Source organism: Bradyrhizobium sp. Leo78 (assembly GCF_059512425.1).
Genome location: NZ_JCAMOT010000021.1, coordinates 28,644 through 45,972, shown reverse-complemented (window position 1 = coordinate 45,972; position 17,329 = coordinate 28,644). Strand labels below are relative to the sequence as shown.

13 protein-coding genes are annotated in these 17,329 nt (G+C 65.0%); 10 read left to right on the top strand and 3 right to left on the bottom strand.

Annotated elements, in window-relative coordinates; genetic code table 11:
• Nucleotides 1-112 precede the first annotated feature (112 nt).
• The 7 genes from gap (at nucleotide 113) to AC5ZG1_RS24700 (ending at nucleotide 7,554) form a co-directional block, all read left to right on the top strand.
• A complete protein-coding gene (gene gap / locus AC5ZG1_RS24730; RefSeq protein WP_496134328.1) occupies nucleotides 113-1,120 on the top strand; it encodes a type I glyceraldehyde-3-phosphate dehydrogenase in 1,008 nt (335 codons plus the stop codon).
• Nucleotides 1,121-1,271: 151 nt separating this feature from the next.
• Nucleotides 1,272-2,465, top strand: a complete 1,194-nt coding sequence (locus AC5ZG1_RS24725; protein ID WP_130226480.1) for a phosphoglycerate kinase — start codon at nucleotides 1,272-1,274, stop codon at nucleotides 2,463-2,465.
• 46 nt (nucleotides 2,466-2,511) lie between these two features.
• On the top strand, nucleotides 2,512-3,579 hold the full coding sequence (gene fba, locus AC5ZG1_RS24720) for a class II fructose-bisphosphate aldolase (protein ID WP_130226481.1): 1,068 nt from the start codon (nucleotides 2,512-2,514) through the stop codon (nucleotides 3,577-3,579).
• Between the two features lie 286 nt (nucleotides 3,580-3,865).
• Entirely contained in the window at nucleotides 3,866-4,891 is a 1,026-nt protein-coding gene (locus tag AC5ZG1_RS24715; RefSeq protein WP_456640931.1) for a class I fructose-bisphosphate aldolase, read from the top strand.
• On the top strand, nucleotides 4,892-5,578 hold the full coding sequence (locus AC5ZG1_RS24710) for a thiamine phosphate synthase (RefSeq protein WP_496134327.1): 687 nt from the start codon (nucleotides 4,892-4,894) through the stop codon (nucleotides 5,576-5,578).
• Nucleotides 5,575-6,675, top strand: a complete 1,101-nt coding sequence (locus AC5ZG1_RS24705; protein WP_496134326.1) for an SEL1-like repeat protein — start codon at nucleotides 5,575-5,577, stop codon at nucleotides 6,673-6,675. Before AC5ZG1_RS24710 ends, AC5ZG1_RS24705 begins: the two co-directional genes overlap by 4 nt.
• An 87-nt stretch (nucleotides 6,676-6,762) precedes the next feature.
• Nucleotides 6,763-7,554 (top strand): inositol monophosphatase family protein, encoded by a 792-nt coding sequence (locus AC5ZG1_RS24700; RefSeq protein WP_028163727.1) that lies wholly within the window; start codon nucleotides 6,763-6,765, stop codon nucleotides 7,552-7,554.
• Between the two features lie 53 nt (nucleotides 7,555-7,607).
• On the opposite strand, the gene AC5ZG1_RS24695 is transcribed toward AC5ZG1_RS24700, so the two are convergent.
• Nucleotides 7,608-10,760, bottom strand: a complete 3,153-nt coding sequence (locus tag AC5ZG1_RS24695; RefSeq protein WP_456640928.1) for a multidrug efflux RND transporter permease subunit — start codon at nucleotides 10,758-10,760, stop codon at nucleotides 7,608-7,610.
• Between the two features lie 6 nt (nucleotides 10,761-10,766).
• Entirely contained in the window at nucleotides 10,767-11,978 is a 1,212-nt protein-coding gene (locus AC5ZG1_RS24690) for an efflux RND transporter periplasmic adaptor subunit (RefSeq protein ID WP_456640927.1), read from the bottom strand.
• 590 nt (nucleotides 11,979-12,568) lie between these two features.
• Between AC5ZG1_RS24690 and AC5ZG1_RS24685 the strand changes: the two genes are divergently transcribed.
• The 3 genes from AC5ZG1_RS24685 (at nucleotide 12,569) to AC5ZG1_RS24675 (ending at nucleotide 15,403) form a co-directional block, all read left to right on the top strand.
• Nucleotides 12,569-13,570: a flagellar motor protein MotA gene (locus tag AC5ZG1_RS24685; RefSeq protein WP_130226488.1), complete on the top strand. Its 1,002-nt coding sequence runs from the start codon at nucleotides 12,569-12,571 to the stop codon at nucleotides 13,568-13,570.
• A gap of 221 nt (nucleotides 13,571-13,791) precedes the next feature.
• Nucleotides 13,792-14,820, top strand: coding sequence for a peptidoglycan -binding protein (locus AC5ZG1_RS24680; RefSeq protein ID WP_456640926.1), 1,029 nt, complete (start codon nucleotides 13,792-13,794; stop codon nucleotides 14,818-14,820).
• Nucleotides 14,821-14,908: 88 nt separating this feature from the next.
• Entirely contained in the window at nucleotides 14,909-15,403 is a 495-nt protein-coding gene (locus tag AC5ZG1_RS24675; protein ID WP_456640925.1) for a GNAT family N-acetyltransferase, read from the top strand.
• An 18-nt stretch (nucleotides 15,404-15,421) separates the two neighbouring features.
• On the opposite strand, the gene AC5ZG1_RS24670 is transcribed toward AC5ZG1_RS24675, so the two are convergent.
• Nucleotides 15,422-17,281 carry an ABC transporter ATP-binding protein/permease gene (locus tag AC5ZG1_RS24670; RefSeq protein WP_028163733.1) on the bottom strand — a complete coding sequence of 620 codons (1,860 nt, stop codon included), beginning with the start codon at nucleotides 17,279-17,281 and terminating at the stop codon, nucleotides 15,422-15,424.
• Nucleotides 17,282-17,329 lie beyond the last annotated feature (48 nt).

The window sequence follows — 17,329 nt, the reverse complement described above, 5'->3', positions numbered from 1 at the left end:
TAACTCCTATCTAATCCGTCCTCGTCCGGCCGAACCGGGCGATCCGCCGTAACACCCTCGCTGGAGCACGCGCCAGCGGGGACGGCAACAGCTATTAGAGGAGTGAAACAGCATGGCAGTCCGGGTCGCAATCAACGGGTTCGGCCGCATCGGCCGCAATGTGCTTCGAGCCATCGCCGAGTCTGGCCGCAAGGACATCGAAGTGGTCGGGATCAATGATCTCGGCCCGGTCGAGACCAACGCCCATTTGCTCCGTTTCGACTCCGTGCACGGCCGCTTCCCGGGCACCGTCACCGTCGATGGCGATACGATCAGTGTCGGCGACAGCAAGATCAAGGTGTCCGCCGAGCGCGATCCGTCCAAGCTGCCCTGGAAGGAGCTCGGCGTCGATGTCGCGCTGGAATGCACCGGCATCTTCACGGCGAAGGATAAGGCGTCCGCGCATCTGACCGCCGGCGCCAAGCGCGTGCTGGTCTCCGCGCCTGCCGACGGTGCCGATGCCACCATCGTCTACGGCGTCAACCATGAGACGCTGACCAAGGAGCACCTGGTGATCTCCAACGGCTCCTGCACCACCAACTGTCTCGCGCCGGTGGCGAAGGTCTTGAACGACACGGTCGGCATCGAGACCGGCTTCATGACCACGATCCATGCCTATACCGGCGACCAGCCGACGCTGGACACGCTGCACAAGGATCTCTACCGCGGCCGCGCGGCGGCGATGTCGATGATCCCGACCTCGACCGGCGCAGCCAAGGCGATCGGCCTGGTGCTGCCTGAACTGAAGGGCAAGCTCGACGGCGTTGCGATCCGCGTGCCGACGCCGAACGTCTCGGTGGTGGATCTGAAGATCGTCGCCAAGCGCGCAACCGACGCCAAGGAAATCAACGAGGCGATGAAGCGCGCCTCGGAGCAGCAGCTCAAGGGCATCCTCGGCTACACCACCGCGCCGAACGTCTCGATCGACTTCAACCACGATCCGCATTCGTCGACCTTCCACATGGACCAGACCAAGGTGCAGAACGGTACGCTCGTGCGCGTGATGTCGTGGTACGACAACGAGTGGGGTTTCTCCAACCGCATGGCCGACACTGCCGTCGCGATCGGGAAGCTGCTGTAACCATTTGTTTGTCGTCATGCCCGGCCTTGAGCCGGGCATCCACGTCCTTGTTTCCATAGGAGCAAGGATGTGGATGGACGGGACATAGGCGAGCGAAAGCGACGCCGTCCTTCGGACGGCGAAGCCCGGCCATGACAGAGGAAGCCCTGACATGAAAAACTTCCGCACCCTCGACGACGTCGATGTGAAGGGCAAGCGCGTGCTGCTCCGCGTCGATCTGAATGTGCCCATGGAAAATGGCCGCGTCACCGACACCACGCGGCTGGACCGTGTGGCGCCGACGATCACCGAGCTTTCCGACAAAGGCGGCAAGGTCATCCTGCTCGCGCATTTCGGCCGCCCCAAGGGACGCGATCCCAAGGAATCGCTGAAGCCCGTCGCTGAGGCGCTGTCGAAAGTGATCAAGAAGCCGGTCGCTTTCGCCGAGGACTGCATCGGCGAGGCCGCGGCAAACGCTGTGGCGGCGCTGAAGGACGGGGAGATCCTCTGTCTGGAGAATACCCGCTTCCACAAGGAAGAAGAGAAGAACGATCCGGCCTTCGTCGCGGAACTGGCAAAGCTCGGCGACATCTGGGTCAATGACGCGTTCTCGGCGGCGCACCGCGCCCATGCCTCCACCGAAGGCCTCGGCCACAAGCTGCCGGCCTATGCCGGACGCACCATGCAGGCCGAGCTCGACGCGCTCGGCAAGGCCTTGGAAGCCCCGAGCAAGCCGGTGATCGCGATCATCGGCGGCGCCAAGGTTTCCACCAAGATCGACCTGCTCGAAAATCTCGTGACCAAGGTCGACGCGCTCGTGATCGGCGGCGGCATGGCCAACACTTTCCTGCATGCGCAGGGCGTCGGCATCGGCAAGTCGCTGGCGGAGAAGGATCTCGCCGCGACCGCGCTGCGCATCCTGGACAAGGCCGCGGCCTCCAATTGCGCCATCATCCTTCCCGTCGATGCCGTCGTCTCCTTCCACTTCGCGGCCAATTCGCCATCGCATGCCTACGGCCTGGACGCGATCCCGGCCGAGGGCATGATCCTCGACGTCGGCCCGCAATCGATCGCCCGCATCCATGCCGCGATCGACGATGCGGCGACGCTGGTGTGGAACGGCCCGCTCGGCGCCTTCGAGCTGCCCCCGTTCGATCGCGGCACCGTGGTGGCCGCCAAGCACGCCGCCGAACGCACCAAGGCCAAGAAGCTGATTTCGGTCGCAGGCGGCGGCGATACCGTCGCGGCGCTGAACCAGGCCGGCGTGGCGCACGATTTCACCTATGTCTCGACCGCCGGCGGCGCATTTCTTGAATGGATGGAAGGCAAGCCGCTGCCGGGCGTCGAAGTCCTGAAAATCCGCTGACTACCAGCTCACGCGCGAACGCACTGCAAATACAGGGAGAATTCGGATGGCGCGCATTACCTTGCGGCAACTGCTCGACCATGCGGCTGAGCACGATTACGGGGTGCCGGCCTTCAATATCAACAATATGGAGCAGGCGCTGTCGATCATGGAGGCAGCCTCGAGCGTGGACGCGCCGGTCATCATCCAGGCCTCACGCGGCGCCCGGGCCTATGCCAATGACGTCATGCTCAAGCACATGATGGACGCCCTGACCGAGATCTATCCGCAGATCCCGGTCTGCGTGCATCTCGACCACGGCAACGAGCCCGCCACCTGCATGACCGCGATCCAGTCCGGCTTCACCTCTGTCATGATGGACGGCTCGCTGAAAGCCGACGGCAAGACGCCCGGCGACTGGGACTACAATGTCGGCGTGACCAGGACGGTCACCAACATGGCCCATCTCGGCGGCATTTCGGTGGAAGGCGAACTCGGCGTGCTCGGCTCGCTCGAGACCGGCATGGGCGACAAGGAAGACGGCCACGGCGCCGAAGGCAAGCTCTCCCACGACCAGCTCCTGACCAATCCGGACGAAGCCGTGAAGTTCGTGAAGGAGACCAAGGTCGACGCGCTCGCGATCGCGATGGGCACCTCGCACGGCGCCTACAAGTTCACCCGCAAGCCGGACGGCGACATCCTCGCCATGAACGTGATCGAGGAGATCCACCGTAAATTGCCGAACACGCATCTGGTGATGCACGGCTCCTCCTCGGTGCCGCAGGATCTGCAGGACATCATCAACGAGTTCGGCGGCAAGATGAAGCCGACCTGGGGCGTGCCTGTCTCCGAGATCCAGCGCGGCATCAAGAACGGCGTGCGCAAGATCAACATCGATACCGACAACCGCATGGCGATGACCGGGCAGATCCGCAAGGTGTTCAAGGAACACCCGGAAGAGTTCGACCCGCGCAAATATTTGAAGCCCGCGATGGAAGCGATGACCAAGCTGTGCAAGCAGCGGCTGCAGGAGTTCAATACCGCCGGCCAGGCCAGCAAGATCAAGAAAGTGCTGACCACGGCGGAAATGGCCAAGCGCTACGCCAAGGGCGAGCTCGATCCGAAGGTGGCGTGAAGCCGCCGCTGCCGTAGCCCGCGTGAAGCGTAAACCCGGGGCCACTTGCAACGCGGACACAGATGTCCCGGGTTACGCGTTCCGCTCCACCCGGGCTACAAGCTCTCCACCCTCCCCTCGCACCCGGAAGGCGGAGGGTCGTTCGATTTGTAGTCGCTGTTCGATTTTAATGTTAATCCTGCTCCGGCTTGCGCGCGGCGTCGGCCGCGGCGAACGTTTTCTAGGCAATTGCCCGATAACCGCCTATTTTGGTTTGCAAGGGCATGAACCATCTGGAGGACGTTCCATGAATCTCGCTGACCTCAACAAGATCGCGCTTGCCATGGTCACCCCGGGCAAGGGCATTTTGGCCGCCGACGAATCCTCAGGGACCATCAAGAAGCGCTTCGACGCGATCGGCGTGGAATCGACCGAGGAGAATCGGCGCGACTACCGCGAGATGCTGTTTCGCTCGACGGAGGCGATGAGCAAATATGTCTCCGGCGTCATCCTCTATGACGAGACGATCTGGCAGAACGCGAAGGACGGCACGCCGCTGGTCAAGCTGATCGAGCAGGCCGGCAGCATCCCCGGCATCAAGGTGGACGAGGGCACGCAAGCCTTGCCCGCCTGCCCCGGCGAACTCGTGACCGTCGGCCTCGACAAGCTGGCCGAGCGGCTGAAGAAGTATTACGAGCGCGGCGCGCGCTTTGCGAAATGGCGCGCGGTGATCGACATCGGACAGGGGATTCCCAGCACGACCGCGATCCATGTCAACGCGCATGCGCTCGCGCGCTACGCCGCACTGTGCCAGGCGGCGCAGATCGTGCCGATCGTCGAGCCGGAGGTGCTGATGGACGGCGGCCATGACATCGACCGCTGCTATGAGGTGACGCAGCAGGTGCTTAACACCGTATTCCACGAACTGTTCGTGCAGCGCGTCGCATTCGAAGGCATGGTGCTGAAGCCGAATATGGTGGTATCGGGCAAGAAGAGCCCGAAGCAGGCATCGGTACAGGACGTCGCGGAAAAGACCATTCGCCTCCTGAAGGCCTGCGTGCCGGCAGCCGTGCCCGGCATTGCCTTCCTCTCCGGCGGCCAGAGCGATGAGGAGGCAACCGCGCATCTTGACGCCATGAACCGGATCGGCGGCCTGCCCTGGAAACTCACCTTCTCCTACGGCCGTGCGCTGCAGGCGGCGCCGCAGAAGGCGTGGTCCGGCAAGGCCGGGAATGTCGCGGCCGGCCAGCGCGCCTTCACCCACCGCGCACGCATGAACGCGCTCGCGAGCAAGGGCGAGTGGGAGACCGGCCTGGAAAAGAAGGTGGCATAATTGGCCGCAAAGCCCGTTCCGCCGCGCCCGGCGCCGCGCCTCTATCTCGCGACGCCGGTGGTGGAAGATCCCTCCGAACTCATCGCAAGCCTGCCCGCTTTGCTCGCCGCGGCCGATGTCGCGGCAGTGCTGGTGCGGCTGCGCGAGACCGACCAACGCACGATGATCTCGCGCGTGAAAGCGCTAGCGCCGGTGGTCCAGAGCGCCGGCGCGGCGCTCCTGATCGACGGCCATGTCGAACTCGTCGCGCGCGCCGGCGCCGACGGCGCGCATCTCACCGGTCTTGCCGCGCTGGAGGACGCGCTGCCGTCGCTGAAGCCGGACCGCATCGCCGGCGTCGGCGGGCTGCCGACGCGCCACGAGTCCATGGCCGCCGGCGAGCTCGGCGCCGATTACGTGCTGTTCGGCGAGCCCGATGCGAGCGGGCAGCGGCCCTCGACGCAGGCGATCGCCGAGCGGCTCAACTGGTGGGACGAATTGTTCGAGCCGCCCTGCGTCGGCTACGCCATTTCGCGTGAAGAGGCTTTCGAATTTGCAGCCGCCGGCGCAGACTTCGTCCTGGTCGGCGATTTCATCTTCGCCGACCAGCGCGGCGCTGGCACAGCGCTCGCCGAGGTCGGCGCGACCATCCGCGAAGCACATGCGAGCGCGCTTGGGAAGCCAAGGGCAGGACTGACTCCGGAATGAGCCTGCTGCGTCCGATAGCGGTGGTGCTCGGCTGCGCCGTGCTGACGACGGGTGCGGTCGCGCAGATTTCGCTGACGCCGCCCGCCGCACAGGCGCCAGCCAGCAAGCCGGCTCCGAAAAAGGAGGCGCCGAAGCCTGCGCCAAAGCCGAAGGCAGCAGCGGAAAAGCCGAAGAGCGCGGCGGAAAAGAAGCCGGCCGCGCCAAAGCCGTCGCCTTCACCTTCGCCATCGCCGACCCCGACGCACCCGTTCGACGATCCCAATGTCGATCTCGTCTATGGCGCCTATCAGCGCGGCCTCTACAAGACCGCCTTCGACCTCGCCACCAACCGCGCAAACTACGCCCGCGACCCCAAGGCGATGACGATGCTGGGCGAGCTTTATGCCAACGGGCTCGGCGTCAAGCGCGATTACGGCAAGGCCGCCGAATGGTACCAGCGCGGGTCCGATGCCGGCGACCGCGAGGCGATGTTCGCGCTCGCGATGATGCGGCTTGCCGGCCGCGGCGGCCCGGTGAACAAGGACGAGGCGGTCAAGCTGCTGGCGTCCTCGGCCAAACTCGGCAATCCCAAGGCGGCCTATAATCTGGCGCTGCTTTATCTCGACGGCCAGACGCTGCCGCAGGACCTCAAGCGCTGTGCCGAATTGTTGCGGATGGCGGCCGACGCCGGCAGTCCCGAGGCGCAGTACGCGCTCGCGACCTTCTACAAGGAGGGCACCGGCGTGCCCAAGGATCTCGAGAAATCGGTGCGGCTGTTGCAGGCCGCCTCGCTCGCCGACAATGTCGATGCCGAGGTCGAATATGCGATCGCGCTCTACAACGGCTCCGGCACGCCGCGGAACCAGCCGGCGGCGGTGGCGCTATTGCGCAAGGCGGCCCGGCAGAACTCGCCAATCGCGCAGAACCGCCTCGCCCGCCTGCTCGCCACCGGCCAGGGCGTGCCGCAGGACAAGGTCGAGGCGTTGAAATGGCACACCGTCGCCAAGACCGCAGGCAAGGGCGATCCGGAACTGGACGAGATGCTGCTGGACATGAGCCCGCAGGACCGCGCCAAGGCCGAGGAGGCCGCACGCAATTGGCTCGGCACCGGCAAATGACGCCTTGACGGCGCCATCCCGAGAGGGCACGCAGTCGGAAATCCCCGACGGCGCTTGGGCCGTTTTCCCACCGACAAGCCCTCCATCATGCTCTATTCCGCCCTCATCAACGTCATGGTCAAGGCCGCGCGCCGCGCCGGCCGCAGCCTCAAGCGCGATCTCGGCGAGATTGAGCACCTACAGGTGTCGCTGAAGGGGCCGGCGAACTTCGTCTCGCTGGCCGACAAGCGCGCCGAGGAGATGCTCTACACCGACCTCGCCAAGGCCCGCCCGGGCTACGGCTTCATCGGCGAGGAAGGCGGCACCCGCGAGGGCACCGACAAGAGCCATAGCTGGATCGTCGATCCGCTCGACGGCACCACCAACTTCCTGCACGGGATCCCGCAATTCGCGATCTCGATCGGGCTGGCGCGCGAGGGCACGGTGATTGCGGGGGTGATCTACAACCCCGCCAATGACGAGCTCTATATCGCCGAGCGCGGCAAGGGCGCCTTCCTCAACGACCAGCGCCTGCGCGTCGCCGGCCGCCGCAGGCTTGACGAATGCGTGGTCGCCTGCGGCCTGCCCCATATCGGCCGCGGCGACCATGGACTGGCGCTGAAGGAGATGGCCGTGCTGCAGAACAAGGTCGCCGGCTTCCGCCGCTTCGGCGCCGCCTCGCTCGACCTCGCCTTCGTCGCCGCCGGCCGCCTCGACGGCTATTGGGAACGCAACCTCTCCCCGTGGGACATCGCAGCCGGGCAGATCATGGTGCGCGAGGCCGGCGGCACCGTGAGCGGCATCGAGGGCAATGACGATCCGTTGCAAACCGGACACGTGGTCTGCGGTAACGAATTCGTGCACGGCGAACTGGTGAAGATTTTGAAGCCGCTGGGGTAGTTGCTTCTTTGCAACCAAGTCGTCATGGCCGGGCTTGACCCGGCAATGACATGTCAGTGCGTTGGCCGTGCCGGTGCCGCATGCGGCTGCTGCGGCGCCGCCTCCTTCGGCTCGCGGTCGCCGGCCAGCACGCGTTGAACGCTGACGAAGAACACCGGGACCATCAACAGCGCCAGGATCACGACCGCGATCATGCCACCCATGACGACGGTGCCGAGCGCCTGCTGGCTGGCGCCGCCGGCGCCGCTGGCGATCGCCATCGGGAACACGCCGAACACGAAGGCGAGGCCGGTCATCAGGATCGGGCGGAAACGCAGCGAACAGGCCTCGATGGTCGCCTCGAGCAGCGGCTTGCCATGGGCGCGCAGGTCCTTGGCGAATTCGATGATCAGGATGGCGTCCTTGGCGGCAAGGCCGATGATGGTGATCAGGCCGACGGTGAAATAGACGTCGTTGGCGAGCCCGCGCATGCTCGCGGCGATCACCGCGCCGGTGACGCCGAGCGGTATGGTCAGCAGCACCGCGATCGGAATCGTCCAGCTCTCGTACAGCGCGGCGAGCAGGAGGAACACTACCAGCACCGACAAGCCTAGCAGGAACGGCGCCTGCGAGCCCGACAGCTTCTCCTGCAGCGACTGTCCGGTCCACTCATAGCCGAACCCGCGCGGCAATCTGTTCGCGAGCCGCTCCATCTCGTTCAGGGCATCGCCTGAGGTGTAGCCGGCTCGCGCCTCGCCGGAGATGCGCACGGCGGGATAATAGTTGAAGCCCGCGATCTGGGTCGGTCCCTTCTGCCATTCGACCGTGGCGAAGGACGAGAACGGCACGAGCTGCCCGCGGTTGTTCTTGACGTTGTAATTCAGGATATCATCCGCATTCATGCGGGTGAACTTGTCCGCCTGCACCACGACGCGCTGCATGCGGCCGCGGTTCGGGAAATCGTTGATGTAGTTCGAGCCGAGATTGGTCGAGATCGTATTGTTGATGTCCTCGAAGGTGACGCCAAAGGCGCCGGCCTTTTCCCGGTCGATCACCAGATTGACCTGCGGCGCCGGCGGGAGGCCTTCGATATAGACCTTCTGCAGCACGGGGCTGGCATTGGCTTCCGCGATCAGGCGGTCGGCGGCAGCCATCAGCTGGGCGTAACCCTTCTGGCCGCGGTCCTGCAGGCGGAACGAGAAGCCCGAGGAGTTGCCGAGGTTGTCGATCGGAGGTGGCTGCAGCGCCGAGATCTTGGCGTCGCGGATCGATGAAAGGTCGCGGTTGATGTCGGCGACGATTGCGGCCGCCGAATCCTTCGGCCCGCGCTCCGACCAGTCCTTCAGCGTGATGAAGGCCTGCGCGGTGTTGAAGCCCTGGCCGAGGAAGCTGAAGCCGGTGAGGAACGTGACGTTCTCGATGGCGGAGCGTGCCAAAAGATACTTCTCGACCTTCTCGATCGCCGCCTCGGTGCGGGCGAAGGAGGAATCCGAGGGCGTCTGCACGTCGGTGGTGATGAAGCCCTGGTCGTCGACCGGCAGGAAGCCGCCGGGCAGCCGCATGAAGCCCCAGCCAAGCCCGACCAGAAGCGCAACATAGATCAGCATCAGTCGTCCGGTGCGCTTCAGCGTCCATCCAACCGTGCGCGTATAGCCGTCGCGGCCGGCATCGAGCGTGCGGTTGAACCAGCCGAACACGCCGCGGCGGGCATGGCCGTGCCCGGCCGTGACCGGCTTGAGCAATGTCGCGCACAGCGCCGGCGTCAGCGACAGCGCCAGCAGCGCCGAGAACGAGATGGCGGCGACCATGGTGACCGAGAACTGGCGGTAGATGATGCCGACCGATCCCGGGAAGAACGCCATCGGGATGAACACGGCAACCAGCACCAGCGTGATGCCGATGATGGCGCCGGTGATCTGCGACATCGCCTTGCGGGTCGCCTCCTTCGGAGGCAAGCCCTCCTCGGCCATGATGCGCTCGACGTTCTCGACCACCACGATGGCGTCGTCGACGAGGATGCCGACCGCCAGCACCATGCCGAACATGGTCAGCATGTTGATGGAATAGCCGAGAAGCATCAGCGTGGCGCAGGCGCCAAGCAGCGCGACGGGCACGACGATGGTCGGGATGATGGTGTAGCGGATGTTCTGCAGGAACAGGAACATCACGATGAAGACCAGCACCACGGCTTCGACCAGCGTCGTCAGCACCTTCTCGATCGCAGCCTCGACCACGGGCGTGATGTTGTAGGGGATCTCATAAGAGATGTTGGCCGGGAAGAAGCGCGACAGCTCCTTCATCTTGGCTTCCACCGCGCTTGCGGTCGCGAGCGCGTTGCCGGTCGGCGACAGCAGCACCGAGAGGCCCGCCGTCGGCTTGCCGTTGAGGCGGGTCTGGAACTGGTAGCTGAGGCCGCCGATCTCAAGCCGCGCAACGTCGCGCAGGCGCACGGTCGAGCCATCAGGATTGGCGCGCAGGATGATGGCGCCGAACTCGTCCGGCGAAGAGAGCTGGCCCTTCACCAGAACCAGCGCCGAGACGCGCTGCGAGTCCGTCGCCGGCTCGGCACCGATGCTGCCCGAGGCGACCTGCGCGTTCTGCGCGGCAATTGCCTTGTTGACGTCGTCGGCGGTCAAGCCATAGCCGACCAGCTTTGCCGGATCGATCCAGATGCGCAAAGAGCGCTCGGTCGAATACAGCGTGGCACGGCCGACGCCGGGGATGCGGCGGATTTCCCCGAGCACGTTGCGGATCATGAAGTCGCCGAGGCCAATCTCGTCGAGGCTGCCATCGGTCGAGTTCAGCGTGATGATCTGCAGCACGGCGCTGGACGCTTCCTCGACCAGGATGCCCTGCTGGATCACGGCACGCGGCAGGCGCGCCTCGATGCGCTTGAGGCGGTTCTGCACCTCGACGGATGCCTGGCTGGTTTCGGTGCCCGGAACGAAATTGGCGATGATCTCGACCTGGCCGAGCGAGTCGCTGGTGGATTCGAAATTGAGGATGCCGGAGGCGCCGTTCAGCTCCTCCTCGATCAGCCGGGTGACGCTGTTATAGAGATTTTCCGGCGAGGCGCCGGGATAGCTGGTCGAGATCGAGATCGAGGGCGGCGCAATGATCGGATATTGCGCGATCGCCAGCAGCGGAATCGAGATCGCGCCGATCAGGCAGATGAAGAGCGCGACGACCCAGGCGAAGATCGGCCTGTCGATGAAAAAGCTCGCCATCTCGGATCACCGCAGCGCTTGCGCGGCTTTATTTTCCCCCGGCACAACGATCGAAGCATCCGCCGCCTCGGTGAATGCCTGCGGCCGGACCTTGTCGCCTGCCGCGAATTTCTGGAAGCCCTCGACCACGACGCGGTCGCCGGACTTCAGACCTTCGGTCACGAACACCTGCCCATTCTGCAGCGAGCCGGTACGCACGGGCTGAACCGCGACGCGACCGTCGTCCTTGACGACGAACACCTCGCTGCCGCCACCGCCATTGCGCTGAATCGCCTGCTGCGGGACCGCGATCGAGTCGGAATCGATGCCCTGCTCGATCAGCACGCGCACATACATGCCCGGCAACAATTCGCGCCTTGGATTGGGGAACTCGCCACGCAGCGTCACCTGCCCGGTATAGGCGTCAACCTTGGCGTCGGAGAACAAGAGCTTGCCAGGAATCGGATAGATCGTGCCATCGTCCTGCAACAGGCGCACCTTCATAGCGTCAGGCGCGATGCGGTCGAGTTCGCCGGTCTCGAATGCGCGGCGTAGCTGGTTGAGCTCGGTGACCGACTGGGTGAAGTCGGCATAGATCGGGTCGATCTGCTGGATGGTCGCAAGCGAGGTGGAATCGTTCTGCACCACCAGGGCGCCTTCGCTGACCAGCGCGGCGCCGACGATGCCGTCGATCGGCGCGCGGATGGTGGCGTAATCCAGATTGAGCTTGGCGCGCGCGAGATCCGCCTCGCGGGCCGCGACATCCGCTTCGGCCTGGCGTTGCGCGGCAATCGCCTTCTCGTTCTCGGCCTCGGGCATCGCCTTCTGGCTGTAGAGCGTCGTAACGCGATGCGCATGCTGGGCGGCCTGATCGAGCACAGCCTTGGCGCGCGCGAGCGCAGCCTGATTGGACTGCACCTCGACCTCGAATGGCCGCGGGTCGATGCGATACAGGGGATCGCCGGCCTTCACCTCAGTGCCCTGGTGGAACAGGCGCTCGACGACGATGCCGGAAACACGCGGGCGGACTTCGGCGACGCGCGTCGGCGCGACGCGGCCGGGCAGCTCGCGCAGCACCGCGCGCGGCTGCGGCTTGGCGACGACAACGCTCACCTCGGGTTCGGGCGCCGCCTCCGACGCAGCGGTCGCGGCAGTCGGCTCATCACAGCCGGCTAGCAGTGGCGCCGTGGCGGCCAGCATCAGGAGAATGCATGCCGTTCGTGCGCGTAGTCCGGACATTGAAAGCGTCGCCCCGAGTTTGAATTGTTGAACACACATGGACACGCGGTGTCTCTGCCGACTCCGCCTTGTCACGCTATTCAGGATAAGGTGGGGGTGCTGCGACGCAATACATGACGGCGGCGGCTCAATGTCACATACGGAGAACATATTGAATTAGCATATTTTTCTCCGATTCACCGGATTGTGAAACCAGTTCCATCGGAGCTTGTGGGGGTAACGGACTGCGCCTTCTCCGACGCAGCGGCCGAAACCGATTTCTCGAACCCGCATGCGGGGGAGAATCAGCTTCCGGCGTTTTCCCGATGGTTTCTCCGTCTCTCGCGATCCGGTGCAGGCATCCGTCCGCCGGCCTTCGCGATCAAGGCCGAACGAGGATCGGTGTACGTCCCGCTGAACCGACATCGGGGATTCGCCCAATTGATGATGCGCGGAACATCGTCGAACGGGACGATTTCGGTGGATGATATCGCGGCGGTCGCCATCCAGTTCCGCTTCCGCCCCGAATCACTGGTTTCCTGTCTTTCTTCCCTTGGCCGCTGTGCCATATTGGCTGCCCAACGCGGCTTTTCGCAACGGACATGCCGGCAATGCCCTCCTCTCCCCGCTCCGACATGGAGACCGAACTCAGCAAACTGTCCTCTCCACGGATCTTCCTGGTGCGGATGCTGGTATTTCTGGTGCTGTGCGCGCTGATCGCCATCGTCCTCTACAAGCAGATCCTCGTCGCCTTCTTCGCCAATCCCGGGCTGAACGCGCTGATCGGCGCGGTGCTTTTGATCGGCATCATCCTGTGCTTCCGCCAGGTGATCCGGCTCTATCCCGAGGTGCGATGGGTCAACAATTTCCGGATCGCCGATCCCGGACTCGCGATCGACCGGCGGCCGACCTTGCTGGCACCGATGGCGGCGATCCTCGGCGGCGAGCGCAGCGGGCGGATGTCGATCAGCCAGCAGACGATGCGGCACCTGCTCGACTCCATCGCGACCCGCCTCGACGAGGCACGCGACATCTCGCGCTACATGACGGGCCTCTTGGTGTTCCTCGGCCTGCTCGGCACCTTCTGGGGCCTGATCGAAACCGTCGGCTCGGTCGGCAAGGTGATCGATGGATTGAAGGTCGGCGGCGACGCCGGCGCGCTGTTCGACACGCTGAAAGAGGGCCTCGCCGCCCCGCTCGGCGGCATGGGCATTTCGTTCTCGTCCTCGCTGTTCGGCCTCGCCGGTTCCCTGATCCTCGGCTTCCTCGACCTGCAATCCAGCCAGGCACAGAACCGTTTCTATACCGATCTCGAGGACTGGCTTGCGACCACGGTGCGCGAATACGCCGGTGACGGCGTCGTGGCCGCCGCAGGTGGTGGCGGCAACCTGCAGCACGCGATCGAGCGGCTGCGTGTCGCGGTGGAGGAAGGCGCGGGAACCCGCGGCACCACCGCGGCGATGGCCAATCTGGCCGAAGCGATCCAGGGATTGGTTGCGCATATGCGCACCGAGCAACAGATGATCCGGGAATGGGCCGACGGCCAGGGCGAACAGAACCGCGAGATCAAGCGCCTGCTCGAACGCCTCGCGCGTCAGCCGGAGAAGAGTTAGAGAGACGGGGACGGTGTCGATCTTGAAGACGGACGAGAGCCACACGGTTACCTCTCCCGGAGGAAGAGGTCGGCGCGTAGCGCCGGGTGAGGGCGCCCGGTCTATCGATAGAGCAAAACCCCTCACCCGGATCGCCGAGGCGATCCGACCTCTCCCTCCGGGAGAGGTGTAACTTGCGGCCTCCCTGGAGGTACCCTTGCTAACGCTAGTAGAGAGTCAAAATGGCCCTTGCCCGTGCCCGCCGCGGTGAATCCGGCTTCAACTACTGGCCGGGCTTCGTGGACGCGCTGTCGACGCTGGTGCTGTCGATCGTGTTCCTGCTCTCGGTGTTCCTGGTGGTGCAATTCTTCCTGTCGCAGGAAGTCTCCGGCAAGGACAAGGCGCTGGAACAGCTCAACGCCAAGATCGCCCAGCTCAACGACATGCTGTCGCTTGAAAAGCTCGGCAAGCTCAGCCTCGGCGAACAGATCGCGCAGCTCCGCGCCGGACTTGCCTCGGCCGAAGGCGAGCGCGACCGTGTCAAGGGCCTCTATGAGGGTCTGGCCAATGCCGGCAGCGACGCGCAGGGCCGCGCCACCGAGCTCACCAAGGCGCTCGATTCCGAGAAGCTGGTCTCCGCGCGGGCGCTGGCGCAAATCGAAGTGCTGAACCAGCAGATCAGCGCATTGCGTCGCCAGCTTGCCGCCCTCGAAGAAGCGCTCGATGCTTCTGAGAAACGTGACAAGGAATCGCAGGGGCGCATCGCCGATCTCGGCCAGCGATTGAACGTGGCGCTGGCGCAGCGGGTGCAGGAACTGTCGAGGTACCGCTCGGAGTTCTTCGGCCGCCTGCGCGCCATCCTGGGCAATCGGCCAGACGTCCGCATCGTCGGCGACCGCTTCGTGTTCCAGTCCGAAGTCTTCTTCGATACCGGACAGGCCACGCTGCTGCCCGAAGGCCGCGCCGAGCTCGACAAGCTCGCGGCTGCCCTGATCGACCTCGACAAGCAGATCCCGAGTGAGATCGCCTGGGTGCTCCGCGTCGACGGCCACACCGACGTGCGGCCGATCAACAGCCCGGTGTTCAAGTCGAACTGGGATCTCTCCGCCGCACGCGCGATCTCGGTGGTGCAATATCTGATCTCGCTCGGGGTGCCCGCACAGCGGCTCGTCGCCGCCGGCTTTGGCGAATTCCAGCCGCTCGACGCCGCGCAGACCGAGGACGCCTACAAGCGTAACCGCCGCATCGAACTGAAGCTGACGGAACGGTAACGGCGATGTTGGGCAGGCTCTCGCCACAGCGTCATGGCCGGGCTTGTCCTGGCCGTCCACGTTCTCCGGCGTCGCGAGCAGGAAGGACGTGGATGCCCGGGACAAGCCCGGGCATGACGGCGTTGGTGGCGGCTTGAGCGGGGCTTTTGACCTCCGCCCCTATCGCGCCGAGGACGAGGACGCGGCGATCGAGCTTTGGCGGCGAACCTGGCAGCAGGCCTATCCGACGATCGATTTCGATGCGCGCGTGGCGTGGTGGCGCGAGCGCTGGCGCGGCGAACTGGTGCCGAAGGCAACCATCATCGTCGCGGAAGAGGCAAGCGCGCTGATCGGTTTCGTGACCATCGATGCAAGCGGCTATCTCGACCAGCTCGTGGTCGATCCCGCACATTGGGGTTCAAAGCTGGCAAGCGCGCTGGTCGATGAAACCAAGCGCCTTTCGCCTGATGGCGTCACGCTGCTGGTCAATAAGGACAATGCGCGGGCCATCCGTTTTTATGAACGAAACGGCTTTGTGCATGCCGGCGAGGACCTCAACCCGACGTCAGGACGTCCGGTACTGAAGATGCGGTGGAAGCCGTAGAGCCGAGATCGTGAGCTCTCAAATCCCTTCGAACTGCAACCTCGCCAGCCGCGCATAGAGCCCGTTGGCGGCGACCAGCTCGGCATGGGTGCCCTGCTCGACGATCCTGCCATGCTCCATCACCAGGATGCGGTCGCAGGACAGCACAGTGGCGAGGCGGTGTGCGATGACCAGTGTGGTGCGGTGGCGCATCAACTCCTCCAGCGCGGTCTGCACCAGCGTCTCGCTTTCGGCATCGAGCGCGGAGGTGGCTTCATCGAGCAGCAAGAGCGGCGCGTCGCGCAGGATCGCGCGCGCGATCGCGATGCGCTGGCGCTGGCCGCCCGACAGCGTCACACCGCGTTCGCCGAGCTGGGCCTCGAAGCCGCCGGGCAGGCGTCGCAGAAATTCGGTAGCGTGCGCGAGGTCGGCGGCGCGCTCGACTTCGGCATCGGAAGCATCGGGCCGCCCGAAACGGATGTTCTCGCGCGCCGACGCTGCGAACACCACGGTGTCTTGCGGCACCAATGCCATGCGCGAGCGCACCACGCTTGGATCGGCCTGCCGGATCGGCACGCCGTCGAACGAAATCGTGCCCGAGGCGGGATCATAGAAGCGCAGCAACAGATGGAACAGCGTGCTCTTGCCCGCGCCGGAGGGACCGACGATCGCGACCTTCTCGCCTGATCGCACCGAGAACGAGACACCGTCAACGGTCTTCACCGACCGCCGCGTCGGATAGGCGAAGCTGACATTGTCGAACGCAACGTCACCACGCGCGGGCTGCGGCAGCGCGAGCGGCGCGGCCGGCGCCGTGATCTCCGGCTTGACCCGCAGGATCTCGAACAGCCGCTCGGCAGCACCGGAAGCTGCGGAGATTTCGCCCCAGACTTCGCTGAGCTGGCCGAGGGCGCTCGCAGCAAAGGCGCTGTAGAGAATAAACTGGCCCAAACGTCCCGGCGTCATCGCGCCCGCGAGCACGTCGTGCGAACCGACCCAGAGAATCAGCACCACGCTCGAGAACACGATGAAGATGATGATCAAGGTGAGCACGGCCCGTGCGCGGGTGGAGCTGCGCGCGGCGTCGTAGGCCTGCTCGACCTCGCCACCGAAGCGCGTGGCGGCGAGCCGCTCGCTGGTGAAGGCCTGCACGGTCCGGATGGCGCCGACCAGCTCGGAAGCATAGGCGCTGGCGTCCGCGAGCGTATCCTGCGCATTGCGCGACAAGCGTCGCACCCAGCGCCCGAACGCGACCAGCGGGATCACGATGATCGGGATCGCCAAGAGCACGAATCCGGAAAGCTTCGGGCTGGTGACCACCATCATCGCGGCGGCACCGAGGAACAGCATCATGTTGCGGAGCGCGATCGACACGGAGGCGCCGACCGCTGATTTGATCTGGGTGGTATCGGCGGTCAGGCGCGACACCAATTCGCCGCTGCGCGCGGAATCGAAGAAGGACGGCGACAGCGAGATCAGATGCGCGAACACGTCGCGCCGGAGATCGGCGACGATGCGCTCGCCGATCGTCATGACCAGGTAATAGCGGGAGGCGCTGGCGCCGGCGAGCACCGCCACCACCGCGATCATCACACTGAAGTAGTTGTTGATCATGGCGATGCCTTCGGCCGTGAAGCCGAAGTCGATCACGCGCCGGATCGCGACCGGCACGATCAGCGTCGTGATCGCCGCAACCGTCAGAGAAATAAAAGCGAGGATCGCCCGTCCGCGGTAGCGCGCCACATAGGGCGCAAGCGCCAGCAGCGGCTTCAGCCTGGCGCGGCTCTTCCCTTCCGTCTCGGTCAAGGTGGCTTCAACCAGCGCTTCGCCTTCGAGCAACGCATCGCGCCGCGGCGGCATCGGACTGGGCGGGTGGTCAAGCTGTTCGGCTGCGCTCATCGGGACAAGGACCAGTTTTTATGTTTTCCAGATAGGCCCCGCGGAAGC